Origin of the sequence: Simiduia agarivorans SA1 = DSM 21679 (assembly GCF_000305785.2) — a bacterium.
Classification (GTDB): domain Bacteria; phylum Pseudomonadota; class Gammaproteobacteria; order Pseudomonadales; family Cellvibrionaceae; genus Simiduia; species Simiduia agarivorans.
Genome location: NC_018868.3, coordinates 1,445,528 through 1,459,111, shown reverse-complemented (window position 1 = coordinate 1,459,111; position 13,584 = coordinate 1,445,528). Strand labels below are relative to the sequence as shown.

Here is a 13,584-nt window from a genome sequence, read left to right as displayed (position 1 = left end):
CGCCCGTGAAGGGCATCGTCCGCGTGGTGTCAATCAGGAGGGTTGGTACAGCGAGTAGAGATCGCGCTCTTCCGACTGAACCCTGCGCGTGAGCGCTTCGCCCACCGCGGTGTAATCTTTCTTGAACTGGGCTTCCATCGCCGAGGTAAACGCGCCTTTGCTGTAGCGTTTACAAAAGCCGATCACGGCATTCGCGATGTCGTTCATGTCTGTACGGAACTCTTTCACCACCGCAAGCGTGTGCTTGTCTTTGCCCAGACTTTGCTCCAGGTAAACATAAAACCTGACGTTTTCTTTGAGCAGGTGTCCTTGGAACAGAGATTTGAACTCAGCCAGGATGCGCGAGAGTTTGACGTAGTTTTTCTTCTCGAAGCCCTCGTCCCACATTTTTCCATAGAGCTCTACAAGCTTGGAGTGATCCGCTTCAAGCGCCGCTATGAGGTTGGGGTCGTAAGCAATGGTGGTGGCGCCGGGCTTGGGTGCTTGGGCCAGCTCGGGAGCTGGAGCGTCTTTTTCACGCCCGGAAAAGAAATCGGAAATAAATCCAAACATAGATAGCTACCTTAAGTGTGTCTTGTTTTTATGAACTGCCTTGCACAAAACCACCACAGATTTCCAAATCCCAGAACCGTCGCTATCCCTGTTAGTGCTGGTGTACTAAGTTAAACACCGACGTGACATTATCTGCCAACGACGGTTTGTGCAAGCGTGGAGTATACCCATCCAAATTGAAATGTGTGATACGCCTCATAAAAAACCATTAACAAACAGTGGGATTAGTTACTACAAACGGACGAGTTGCAAGGTTTGGCGTGTGAACGGGTGATGCTTAAAAAGATTTACGCGCCAAATTGTTGAAACGTGCGACTTTCCGAGTAGGACCAGCCCCTCAGTAAATATATGTGCTTTTTGTAAGGTTATTGGGGAATTTTTAGTCTTTTTTGTCGAGTGCCGGTTAAAATTTATACCAACTACTTATTTCTATTCGCGGTCTGGCATTATCTTTGGTTCGCTGGTACCAAAAAGGCATAAAGGTTTGCAGTTTTAAGGTTTGCCCATAAAAAAACCACACAGTGTGTGTGGTTTTTTTATGGGGCATGACCGTATTTTTTTAGCGGATCAGAGCTGCATGGCTTTGATTTCAATGAACTCGTGCATGCCTTCGTCGCCAAACTCGCGGCCATTGCCCGATTGCTTGTAGCCGCCAAACGGCGCCAGATAATTGAAGCCGCCACCGTTTACATAGCATTGGCCAGCGCGCAGTCGCCGGGCGATGGCAATGCCGCTATCCCGGTCTTTGGCGTAGACACCGCTCGACAATCCGTAAGGTGTGTCGTTGGCGATGGCAACTGCATCATCGATATCGGTGTACGGAATCATCACCAGGACGGGGCCGAAAATTTCTTCCCGCGCGATGGTCATTTGATTATTCACGTCGGCAAAAATTGTAGGCTTTACGTAAAAGCCTTTGCTCAGGTGTGATGGCATGTCGGTGCCGCCGGTGAGCAGCGTGGCGCCTTCTTCGATACCTTTTTCAATGTACGACAGTACCGTCGCTTTTTGTCGCGCGGATGACATGGGGCCGACAAAGGCGTGTTCACCGCTGCCCACTTCAAGGCTTTCAGCGTGGGTTTTTGCCAGCGCTTGCGCCTCTTTATAACGGGACGTTGGTACCAGCATGCGTGTGAGCGCGGTGCAGGTTTGCCCCGTGTTGATCATCACGTCTTCCACACCGTATTTCACGGCGGCTTCCAGGTCGGCGTCTTCGGTGATGATGTAGGCCGACTTGCCTCCCAATTCCTGAGTCACGCGCTTGACCGTATCGGCGGCAGATTTCGCAATCAGTTTGCCGGCCCGGGTGCTGCCGGTGAAGCTCACCATGTCGATATCCGGGTGTGCGCTGATTGCAGCACCTACGTCCGGACCGGAACCAATCACCAGATTGAATACGCCGGCGGGAATGCCTGCTTCGTGCATGATCTCGGCCATGATCAGATCCTGCAGCGGTGTCTGTTCCGACGGTTTGATCACCAGTGTGCAGCCGGCCGCGAGTGCGGGGGCGACTTTGCCCACAAATTGGTGCAGCGGGTAGTTCCAGGGGTTGATGAATCCGCACACACCCACGGGCTCTTTAACGATCAACGAATTGCCGGCTTCTTTTACCTCTTCCATCTGGTGTGCGCGCGCGGCAAAACCGCGCATGGCACCGGTGGGGCCCTTGACCTGTAAGCCCGGTGTCAGGTGGCGGGGGCAGCCCATGGCCTGACTGACTGCGTCGCATAAATCATCCTCGCGCTCGGTCATCAGGTCAGCCACGCGGTTTATCAGGCGTTCGCGTTCTGCGGCGGAGGTAGTGGACCAGGCCGGGAAGGCGGCTTTGGCGGCGGCGACGGCCGCATCCACGTCAGCGCTGTTACCCATGGGTACCTGGGCTATCACCATTTCGGTGGCGGGGTTGATCACAGCCCAGCGGTCTTTACCCTGGGCTTTCTGCCATTGGCCGTTTATGTAAAAGCTATCGAATATTTTCATTGCTGACCTCATTCAGTTCTGCCACAAGCCTACCGCAGTGGATGGCGGCGGGGGTATGCCCCAAAGCAGTCAGAATAGCCTGCTGGCGTTGGAATTAAAAAGGAATTAGTCTTGAAAACCTATTCCTAAAACGCATCAAGTTGGAGGGTCAGTGAAAGGCCAGTTACCGTCGACCGCGAGCCTGCAATGCTTTATTGCCGCTGTGGAGCATGGCAATGTGACCCGTGCTGCCGAACAGCTTTGCCTGACCCAGAGCGCGGTCAGCCGGCAAATCAAACAATTGGAAGACCTGCTGGGCCGGCCTTTATTTGAGCGGGTGCGTCAACGCCTGGTGCTGACTCAGGCGGGTGCCCGTTTCCACCAGCAAATCTCGCCGGTGCTCGATTTGTTGGCGCAGGCGGTGGAGGAATTCCGCCTGTACCGGCCAGGCGAAAGTCTGGTGCTTGGCATTGAGCCCGCGCTGGCCGGTCATTGGTTATTGCCGCAGTTGCCGGCGTTTACCGATCAATTCCCCGATATCAGTATTCATCTGATGACGGATATTCATAAACTCTACCAACGGCATCCCGGTTGCGACCTGCTGGTATTGTTTGGCCGGGGCGACTGGCCCGGGTATCAGGTTGACTACCTGATGGGGGATGAGCTGGTGGCAGTGGCCAGTCCGGCGTTGGTGGCGAAAGCGGGGCCGGTATCGGGAGCGGAAGATCTCAAGCGATACCCGCTGTTACACCACAAGAGCCCGGAATCGAGTTCGGAGACCTGGTGGCGCGCGCACGGCATGGTGGATTCGGCCATCCGGCAGATGCCCGGGCAACGGCTGGAAAACTTCCCGTTGCTGCTGCAGGCCGCGCTGCAGGGTATGGGTGTGGCCATACTGCCCTGGTACTTCGTGGCCGACCGGATTGGCGCCGGCGATCTGGTCCAATTGGGCCAGCGCCTGGCGTGTGAAGGCGGCTACTACCTGCTGTCGGAGGCGGATACGCTGGCCAGCAGCGGTGCTGAGGCATTCCGTGAGTGGATGGTTTCCTTGGTTAAAAAGACGTGAACCGCTGGTACGGCCGTGGTAATCTGACCCGGTCTGGCGCCTGAATTAACGCGCACAAGACGCTGAAACAGCGGCCACCGACCTTGGCAGAAACAGCCCCAGGTCAATAAACAGAGCCGCCACTGCAATGAAAATTAATAACAACAGCAGTTACGAGAGATAAAGACACGTGCCCCAACTGACACCCGTAGCGGGTTCAGGTGCCGGAAATCCGACATGTTGTCCTGATGCCCAGGCCATAGTGGCCGACCTGTTTGAACAGCATCGACGCTACCTGATGCAATATCTGCGCGCCCGCAACGTTGCCCCCTGCGATCTGGCCGATCTGATGCAGGAGGTGTTCGAACGCTTCCATCGCAATGCGGAAAAAGTCGACCCAGTGCGCGCCAAAGCCCTGTTGACCACCATCGCCCGCAACCTGGTTATCGACAAGGTGCGGCATCGGAAGGTCAGTGATTGCGATCCCGACGTGGATGTGGATGACCTGCTGGCGCCTTTGCCCAATCCGGAGCAAGCCCTGGTGAGCGAACGCGAGCTGGCGTTGCTTGGGCAGGCCATTGAGCAGCTGCCGCCCCAATGCCGGCGGGTGTTCGTGATGCGGAAAATTCACCAGATGAGCCAGAAAGCTATTGCGGAAAAGCTCGGCATATCCGTAAGTACAGTAGAGAAACATGTGGCAGCAGGCATGAAAGCCTGTAGCGCCTTTGTGCGCGGCGCCGTTAATGACCAGCGTGCCGATAGGTGAGCCGCACAGAGCAATACAGTAGACAGCAGTAATGATTCTTCAGATTCACAGCGAAGACCTGGAACAGCAGGCCGCCATTTGGGCAGAGCGTCAGACCGACGGTTTATCGGCTAATGATCAGACCCTGTTGCGGCAGTGGTTAGAGGCCGATGCCCGTCATCGCCAGGCCTTCGCGCGCGCGCGCACCGATTCGCAGAGGGTCACACAGATGGCGCAAGCGCTGGCGCGCGAGCCCGGTCTGCAAAGCCTGCCCGTGCGTGCTACTGTGGCGCTGGATCAACCCAGGCAGTCAAAACCCTGGCTCGCGCCTTTGTTCGCCACCGCCGCGGCATTGCTGTTGGCTGTCTTTGTCATGTTGCCGGAATATCGGACCGGTACCGGTGAAATCCGGACCATTCAGTTGGAAGACGGCAGTGAATTGGTGATGAATGCCGGCACCGGCCTCGACGTGGAATACACGGACGCTGCGCGCCGCATTATCCTGCACTCCGGTGAAGTGTTTGTGCGCGTGGCGCATAACCCGGACCGGCCTTTTACCGTACACACCGAGTATGGCGACGCCCGCGCGGTGGGCACGGCATACGCGGTTAAAACCACGGGTGATCAGCATCAGGTGGTGGTGGAAGAAGGGGTTGTGGCGGTGCAGGCAAAAACCTCGCCGGCGTTGTTGCAGATCACTGCAAACCAGTCCGTGCAAATGGGCCAGAAACTGAGTCCGGTGACGGAGCGCAGTGCCGAGGAAGTGAGTCAGGTGTTGGCCTGGCGTGAACACCGCCTCTACTTCAGCAATGTGGCTTTGGCTGAATTCGTCAACGAAATGAACCGCTTTTCCCACCACAAAATGTACATTGCCGACGGCAGCCTGAGCGCGGTGCGCGTAGGCGGCGCCTTTAACGCCGGCGATACCGGCAGTGCACTTGCCATGTTGAAAGCGGGCTTCGGTGTAGAGGTGGTCCAGATAACGCCTTGGTTCTCGCTGCTGTACCCGGCGTCTGAACAGGCCTCGCAATAGCGCATCCCCAGTGCATCCATTCCGGCAAACCATTCTCGGCGCCTCGCGAATTGTGTTGGCGCTGTGTCTGTTGCTGCCGTTGACTGCCGTGCATGCCGACCCGCGTCAGGCACCGTCACAACCGCTGGCGGACGCGCTGTTGGATGTTGCCGAGCGCTGGCCGGCGATCAAGCTGGTGTTCCGGCCCGAGTTACTGGAAGGGCTGGAGACCCGGACGGTGCTGGCCGTCAACGACGACCCCGAACAGGCGTTGCGCGCGTTGTTGGAAGGGCAGCCGCTCCGGCTGCGCCAATTGAGCAGCGGTGTGTATGTGGTGGAGCCGGCAGCGATCCAGAAAACGATGCCACCCAAGCCGGCCCCGGCGCCGACCGTTTCCCGCGTGCCGCGTCAGGCGCCAGCCCAACAACAATTGATGGAGGAGCTGGTCACCATCGGTACCCGCTCCCGCAACCGGCGCTGGTTGCACTCTACCGTGCCGGTGGATGTGGTGCAGGGCGCGGCGTTGGAGCGGTCTGCGCCGGCGTCGCTGGGCGAGCAGTTGCAGATGCAGGTGCCGTCTTTCAACTTTTCCCGCACCATGGTCAGTGACGGCGCCGATCTGGTCCGGCCAGCCACGTTGCGCGGAATGAACCCCGATCAGTTACTGGTGATGGTGGATGGTAAGCGCCGTCACCATCAGGCCCAGATTAATATTCAGCAGGTGGTGGGGCGGGGCTCGTCCGGTGTGGACATGAACGCCGTGCCCACCGCCGCTATCGAGGTGGAGGTGCTGCGGGACGGCGCCAGCGCCCAGTACGGCAGTGATGCCATTGCCGGCGTGTTGAACCTGCAATTGAAGCGGGGTGAGCAGGCGCCGGTGGTGAATGCCCAATACGGCTTGACCGGCGAGGGCGATGGTCAGTCGCTCATTGCCAGTGTCGCAGGCGGCAGCGATCTGGGTTCAGATGCGAGCCTGTTCGTCACCTTCGAAGGTCAGGATCGGGCCGCCACCAACCGCGCCGGTCCCGACAGTCGTTTTACGCCACCGCGCACCAGTATGCGGATTGGCGATGCCGAGCAGCAAAGCTGGACGTTGTTTGCCAATGGGCAATGGGCTCTGTCTGACCTGGCCGAGGTGTATGCGTTTGGCGGCAGTTCGCGCCGGCAGGGATTGTCGGCCGGTTTTTATCGCGCTGCCGGTGCGCAGGCGGGCCAGCCGGCGGTGAGTTCGCGCTATGTACCGGCGCTCGACCCGGAAGGCTTTCTGCCCTTGCAAACCACACGCACCGAAGACGATGCGTTCACGCTCGGGCTTGAGTGGATGCTGGGCGAAGGTTGGCTGGTGGATGTGTCCGCAAGCCAAGGCGAAAACCGCTTTCTGCAAGGCACGGATTATTCGGTCAATGTGTCGCTGGGTGAGTCGAGCCCACGCGCGGCAGATAATGGCGAGTTGGCGTACCAGTTGCGGCAGGTCGGGGCAATGGCCAGCGGCCCGGTGCCGACCGACCTGCTCGATGAAGTATTGCTGACCGTGGGCAGCGAATGGCGACGCGAGCGCTACCGAATTTCCCGCGGTGATTTTGCTTCTTACGCCTATGGTCCGCAGGATGATTTCAGTATTTTTATTTCGAGTCCGCTCGACCCGTGTCCCGAAGAGACGGGCAATGTGTGCGCAGATGGCCAGCCCCGCAGCCGGGCGCCGGCCGGAATGCAGGCATTTCCGGGTTACCGGTTGGCGGTGTCAGAGCACCGGGAATCGGCAGCCTTTTATGGCGAGGCGGAATTATCGATTAATCCCGCGCTCAATCTCACGCTGGCCTCGCGCTGGGAAAGCGTGACCGATGAAGGTCGCAACGTTACCGGTAAATTGGCGGCCAGCTGGCGCATGGTTGAATCCCTGTATTGGCGCATGGCTGTGTCATCGGGGTTTCGTGCGCCGGGACTCAATCAACAGTCGTTTACCCATGTGATCACCAACATCGGCGCCGACGTGCTCACCAACACCCTGCACGCCGCCCAGGGCAACCCGGCGTTGCTTGCGCTTGGTTTTGACGGGCTCAAGCCCGAGCGCTCCCGCCACCTGAGTACCGGCTGGGTGTGGACGCCGGCGCAGGATTGGCTGGTGAGTCTCGATTGGTTCCGGATTCATCTGCGCGATGCGGTGGCGATGAGCGATGTGATCGCGGCAGAGCCGGATAGCTGTGTGGAAAACTGTCACTTGCGTGATGCACTCGCGTTGCAGGCGCACAACATCGGCGCGGTGCAATTTCTTTATAACGCCTACGACAGCACTGTCACCGGTGCCGATCTGGTTGTGCGCTATCAATGGGAATCGGATTGGGGGCGCAGCCAGCTGGCGTTACTGGGACACAAAAACCAGACCGAGATCACCCGTTTGCATGCATCGGAAAACATTGATCCCGCCCGGTTATTTTCTCCGGCGCAGGTGATGTTGGTGGAAACCGGCCAGCCCCGGCGCCGCATCACGCTCAGTTACGACTGGCAATTTGCCGGCTGGGCTTTCAGCGGCCGGATCAATCGCTATGGCAGCGTGAAGACCAGCTATTTCACTGAGGCTGGTCTGGGTTTGCCCGTGCCGGATGATAAACCGCAATACCATAAATCCGGCCAGGCCTGGTTGTTGGATGCCGACATTTCTTACCAGTTTGGTTGGGGCGTTACGCTGGCACTGGGTGGCAGTAATCTGCTCAATACTTATCCCAAACGTCTGGCAAGTAACAGTCTGTTATCGGAAATTACCGGGGGCAGTTTTCAATACCCCTGGGAAGCCTCCCCCTACGGAATCAATGGCGCTTTTTACTACGTGCGTACCGAATATCGCTGGTGAAGCGTTATTTAGGATGTTTGTTTTAATCTGTCGTCAATGGCGATTTATTTATCCTGTCTTTAGTGTTGTTTTTCTCTCCATATAACTTTTTCTGGTGGAAAGTTAATTTTCCATAGCGGAATTGAATGTCTGATCCGTAGTGCGGGTAGAGGCGGGCTATGCTCAATAACGGGTATATCACCCCCTACGCTAATAACTACATCTCACTGGGAGAGATACTATGAGACCAAAGACGCTTTTGACGTCGCTTTCCGTTGTCGCTTTAGCGGGTAGCCTGGGCGCCCCCCTGGCTATGGCGCAGTCCGATGATCTTGAATTGCTGGAAGAGGTGGTAACGGTAGGTACCCGTACCAAACCCCGTTCAGTGACCGAATCGCCGGTGCCGGTTGATGTGATCAACACGCGCGACATGGCGAAAACCGGAACCAGTGACATGTTGGATATGTTGAAAGGCTCTGTGCCTTCGTTCAACGTGCACGACCAGCCCATCAGTGATGCCGCGTCCATGATCCGGCCGGTAAACATGCGCGGTTTGTCTTCTGACTCCACCTTGATCCTGTTGAACGGCAAGCGCCGTCATCGTGCCTCGGTGATCGCCTTCCAGGGCGGTGGTCTGAACGATGGTGCCCAGGGCCCGGATATTTCTGTCATTCCCAGCATCGCCCTGAAACAAGTGGAAGTGCTGCGTGACGGCGCGGCCGCCCAGTACGGTTCGGACGCCATTGCCGGTGTGATGAACTTTGTATTGAAAGACGACGCCGAAGGCGGCTCTTTCCAGATCAAAGCCGGCGAATATTTTGAAGGCGATGGCCAGACCACCACCTTCGCAGGTAACTACGGTATGGCCATGACCGATACCGGTTTCCTGAACCTGAGCTTCCAGTATAAAAATGCTGACGATACCTCCCGTTCCGTTCAGCGTCCCGATGCGCAAGCATTGATTGATGCCGGTAACTCGGCGGTCGCTGATCCTGCGCAGATCTGGGGCTCACCCATTATCGATGATGACATAACCCTGTTTGCCAACTTCGGTATCGATCTGAAAGACGGTACAGAAATCTACGCCTTCGGTAACTTCTCCAATCGTAAAGTGGATGGCGGATTCTACTTCCGTAATCCCAATGGCCGTTCTGGTGTCTATACCGACGGTGACGGCAACCGCCTGGTGGGTGCGCTGGATGGCAATGCCGCCAGCTGTGATGCTTACCGCACAACGCCGGTAGATGACGGCTCCGATATGGTCAACTCTGGCTTGCTGGACGATGACAACTGTTTCGTGTTCAACAAAATGATTCCAGGCGGTTACACCCCGCGCTTCGTGGGTAACATCACCGACTCCTCATTCACCGCCGGCCGCCGTGGCGAGCTGTCCATGCTCGAGGGCTGGAACTTTGACATGAGCGGTAGTTTTGGTCGTAACGCCGCCGAGTTCGGTTTGAACAACACCATCAACCCGTCCTTCGGTCCGGATTCCAAGCGCAATTTCGATACCGGTGCGTATATCCAGCAGGAAACCACTTTTAACTTCGATATGCAGCGCCAATACGACGAGCTGAGTGTTGCTCTGGGTTACGAATGGCGTCACGAATCTTTCGAAATTGTCGCGGGTGAAGGCCAGTCCTGGCAGGTTGGCCAACTGGCAGATCAGGGCTTTAACATCGGCTCACACGGCTTTGCCGGTTTCTCCATCGATTCTGCCGGTACCTCTTCGCGCAGCAACTACGCGCTCTACGCCGACCTGGAAAGCCAACTGACCGATTCATTCCTGCTGGGCGGTGCTCTGCGGTATGAAAACTTCAGCTCCTTTGGCGATACCCTGAACTACAAGATCGCCTTCAACTGGCAGCTGACCGATACACTTGCCTGGCGTGGTTCGCACAGCACCGGCTTCCGCGCGCCGACCCTGGGTCAGGCTTCTGTGGTCAACACCCAGACCTCTATTGTGGGCGGTCAGTTAACCCAGGCGCAAACCTTGCCCGCTACCAAGCTGGGTGAAGCGGCGCTGACACCGGAAGAGTCCATTAACTTCGGTACCGGTCTGGTGTTTACGCTGGATGCCTTCGAAGTGACTGCCGATATGTACTATATCGAAGTGACCGATCGCATTGCGTTAACCGATAACGCCACGCCAACAGCCGCCCAGCGCGCAGCGATGGCGGCGGCCGGTGTGCCCAACCCTGAGCTGATTGGCCAGATCAACTACTTTGCCAACGACTTCGACACCAAGACCACTGGTCTGGATATCGTAGCGACCTACGGTGCCGAGTGGTTTGGTGGTGGAACTGATTTCAGTCTGGCGTACAACTGGAACCAAACCGAAGTGGTGGGCGGTGATACCACGTGTGGTGGTTCCTTTGTGAACGATCAAGGCGAAATCTGTAAAGCGATTCGTCTGGAAAGCGGTCTGCCCGAGCACCGGGGTTCTTTCACCATGGCGCAGAACTGGGACAGACTCAGTGCATTTGCCCGCATCAACTACTACGGTGAATACGTAGGTGTGCATGCGGATTGGTTCGGCGAAATGGTCGGCAGTGCCTTCACCATGGATCTGGAAGCCAGCTTCCAGGCCACTGATGAACTGTCTTTCACCGCTGGCGTGTCAAACTTGTTTGACGAGCGCGGCACCAAAATCGATGGCTCTATCGTCGGTGAAGAAGACAGTGTACTGGGCGGTATCTACTACGAGACCTCACCCTATGGCATTGGCGGTGGTTTCTACTACCTGAAGGCAAGCTACGAGTTCTGATTGGTTTCTTAGTCCTCTTGAAGCGCTCTCCGGAGCGCTTTTTTTATGTCTGCTTGAAAATGCCGATGCGGGTAGCATCCCGGTGTTCTGATTCTGTTGCAAGTAATGAATGCCAAGTGCGCATACCGCCACCCACGCTTTTCCCGATAACCCGCTGTCCGGCGTCTATAGTAAAAAGATAACCGCCTAAGGAGTAAGACCGGTGAAAGGCCATTCACTCGCGCTGTTATTGCCATCGTTACTTGTTTTGAGTGCCGGTCAATTGCAGGCACAAGAGCAGCAAGGCTTTGATATAGAGGAAATTATTTCCATCGGCACCCGCGCCAGTGGACGCACAGTGACAGATTCACTGGTGCCTGTGGATGTGATCTCTGAGCGGGCCATTGTGAATTCGGGCGCGGTGGATACGGCAGACATGCTGCGCAAGCTTGCGCCTTCGTTCAACATGAATAACACCACCACATCCGACGGTCAGGATGTGATGAGGCCGGCGACCTTGCGTAGCCTGGCGCCGGATCAGGTGCTGGTGCTGGTCAACGGCAAACGCCGGCATCAATTCGCCCTGGTGGCGGTGCAGGAAAATGTGGGTCGCGGCTCGGCCGGTACCGATCTGAGCGCGATACCGCTCAGTGCCATTAAACGGGTGGAGATTTTGCGCGATGGCGCGGCTGCCCAGTATGGGTCGGATGCCATTGCCGGCGTCATCAATATTGTGCTCAAGGATGCCGACGGCGCCAACCTCTGGGGCCAGTACCGGACCACGGCCGAAGGCGATGGCACCACCTATAAAGCCGGTGGTCATTGGGGGCGGGCGCTGGCTGAGGGCGGGCACGTGAACGTCACCTACGAGTACGTGGATGCCGGGTCGCTCAACCGGGCGTCGCCCTCCGATTGGTTTGGTGCCAGCCCGGTGACGCGCCAATTGGTCTTAGTGGGCGAGCCCGACGTCACCAGCCACAACCTCTGGTTCAACGCCAGTCTGCCACTGGGCACAGGCAGCCTTTACAGCTTTGGCGGTTTCAGTGAAAAGCGGGGTGAATCGCTCGGATTTTTTCGCGGGCCGGATGATGGCCGGGTCTGGACTGCACTGTACCCCGACGGTGTCACTCCCGAGTTGGGCACGGATACAGAGGATCGCTCGTTTGCATTGGGTTATCGCTGGCTGGTATCGGACTGGGATATGGATTTGAGTTACGTCTGGGGGCAGAACCGGATTGCCTTTTCCAACCTGCGCTCGCTCAATGCCTCCTACGGCCCGGACGGTCCCACCCGGGCTTATGACGGTGCGCTGATTAATCAACAGCAGCTTTTTAATATCGATGCTGTGCGGGGCATGGAGTTGGGCCGGTTCGGCAATGTGTCGGTTGCCTTGGGTGCCGAGGTGCGCACTGACCGCTTCAAGCAACAAGCCGGCGATGAGGTCTCCTATGCGCGCGGTGATACGCTGTGTGACGAGAATTTTGTCAACAGCAACGATCCCGGCAAGGACCCGTTGACCTGCAGTTTTGATAACGGCAGCGGTGCGCAGGTGGGTATCACCGCGCCGGGCATGCAGGGTTTTCAGGGCTACAGCCCCGACATGGCCATCAGCGCAAGCCGCGATAGTCAGGCCGTGTATGGCGATGTCGAATTCGAGTTGAGCGATCGTCTGCACATGGGGGCAGCTTTGCGCTATGAACACTTTGATGATTTTGGCGGTGCGACCAACGGCAAATTAACTGGCCGCTACGACTTAACCGACGCGCTGGCTTTGCGCGCGGCCTGGTCCAGTGGGTTTCGCGCACCGGGCATGCAGCAGGCCTGGTTTACCCAGCGTTCCATTTCGCTCGACAACGGTGAACTGGCAGATCTGGTGACGCTGCGTCCGAATGATGCGCTGGCGGCTGAGTTGGGCTTCAAGCCCTTACGGGAAGAAACCTCGCAGAACTTCAGTGTGGGGCTGACCTACACCGGCGCGCGCTGGACCAGCTCGCTGGATTGGTACTCGATCGACATCGCCGACCGGGTAGTGTACTCGGGCAATATCAGTCGCACCGGTGATCCCGTTCATCCGGTAGATCAGTTTTTTGATCGCTACGACGGCCCGGGTGAGGCGCTGGATGGCGTGCGCAATGTCAGCGTATTCACCAACGCGGTGGATACGCGCACGACGGGTTTGGACTGGGTCAATGAATGGGGGTTTGATCTCGACGCGGGCGCAACCTTGGTGTTGGAGGCCAGCCTGCACCTGAACAATACCCGCATCGATCAGATAAATACCAGTTCAAGCATCGTGCCCGACAGCTGGGTATTTGATGACAGCCAGGCGCTGTTACTCACCCGTGCCCAACCCCGTGAGCGGGGCATAGTGGCGCTCAATTACAGTCGTGACGCCTGGCGGGTTACCGGGCGCGCGAATTATTATGGTCCGGTAACGAGTGCCAGCTATGGCACGCCACAACATACCTGGTCTGCCAAAACCCTGTTTGATCTCACCGCCCAATGGGCGTTGGGTGCGCACTGGGTATTGGCTGGTGGCGTGCTCAATGTGCTGGATACCCGACCCGACACCTGGGGTGAAGACGGCTTTCCGTTTACCGAGTTGGGTTTTAACTACGGTTGGACCACCTTTCCGTTTTCACTGGCAGGTCGGGAGTACTACTTGCGCGCTACCTGGCAATTCTGACGCGGTGGCGGC

The 13,584-nt window shown here is 57.4% G+C and carries 8 protein-coding genes; 6 read left to right on the top strand and 2 right to left on the bottom strand.

Annotated features, from left to right (window positions below; translation table 11 throughout):
- Positions 1–33: 33 nt before the first annotated feature.
- Entirely contained in the window at positions 34–552 is a 519-nt protein-coding gene (locus tag M5M_RS06475) for a hemerythrin domain-containing protein (RefSeq protein WP_015046675.1), read from the bottom strand.
- 567 nt (positions 553–1,119) lie between these two features.
- Positions 1,120–2,532, bottom strand: a complete 1,413-nt coding sequence (locus M5M_RS06470) for an aldehyde dehydrogenase family protein (RefSeq protein ID WP_015046674.1) — start codon at positions 2,530–2,532, stop codon at positions 1,120–1,122.
- 151 nt (positions 2,533–2,683) lie between these two features.
- Between M5M_RS06470 and M5M_RS06465 the strand changes: the two genes are divergently transcribed.
- The 6 genes from M5M_RS06465 to M5M_RS06440 all read left to right on the top strand — a co-directional run bounded on the left by M5M_RS06465 (position 2,684) and on the right by M5M_RS06440 (position 13,572).
- A complete protein-coding gene (locus M5M_RS06465; RefSeq protein WP_015046673.1) occupies positions 2,684–3,577 on the top strand; it encodes a LysR substrate-binding domain-containing protein in 894 nt (297 codons plus the stop codon).
- A gap of 169 nt (positions 3,578–3,746) precedes the next feature.
- On the top strand, positions 3,747–4,322 hold the full coding sequence (locus tag M5M_RS06460; RefSeq protein ID WP_144062403.1) for an RNA polymerase sigma factor: 576 nt from the start codon (positions 3,747–3,749) through the stop codon (positions 4,320–4,322).
- Positions 4,323–4,353: 31 nt separating this feature from the next.
- The gene (locus tag M5M_RS06455) at positions 4,354–5,334 is read left to right on the top strand and encodes a FecR family protein (RefSeq protein ID WP_015046671.1); all 981 of its coding nucleotides are present in this window, start codon (positions 4,354–4,356) and stop codon (positions 5,332–5,334) included.
- Between the two features lie 10 nt (positions 5,335–5,344).
- On the top strand, positions 5,345–8,161 hold the full coding sequence (locus tag M5M_RS19390; RefSeq protein ID WP_052329303.1) for a TonB-dependent receptor: 2,817 nt from the start codon (positions 5,345–5,347) through the stop codon (positions 8,159–8,161).
- A gap of 220 nt (positions 8,162–8,381) precedes the next feature.
- Complete coding sequence (locus M5M_RS06445) at positions 8,382–10,907, top strand: TonB-dependent receptor plug domain-containing protein (protein WP_024330175.1); 2,526 nt, start codon at positions 8,382–8,384, stop codon at positions 10,905–10,907.
- Between the two features lie 202 nt (positions 10,908–11,109).
- A complete protein-coding gene (locus M5M_RS06440; protein WP_015046668.1) occupies positions 11,110–13,572 on the top strand; it encodes a TonB-dependent receptor plug domain-containing protein in 2,463 nt (820 codons plus the stop codon).
- Positions 13,573–13,584: the final 12 nt, after the last annotated feature.

What these genes read in the sequence shown, in the direction of transcription:
- M5M_RS06475 (WP_015046675.1), bottom strand. Translation starts at nt 552, where the DNA reads ATGTTTGGATTTATTTCCGATTTCTTTTCCGGGCGTGAAAAAGACGCT.
- M5M_RS06470 (WP_015046674.1), bottom strand. Translation starts at nt 2,532, where the DNA reads ATGAAAATATTCGATAGCTTTTACATAAACGGCCAATGGCAGAAAGCC.
- M5M_RS06455 (WP_015046671.1), top strand. Translation starts at nt 4,354, where the DNA reads ATGATTCTTCAGATTCACAGCGAAGACCTGGAACAGCAGGCCGCCATT.
- M5M_RS06445 (WP_024330175.1), top strand. Translation starts at nt 8,382, where the DNA reads ATGAGACCAAAGACGCTTTTGACGTCGCTTTCCGTTGTCGCTTTAGCG.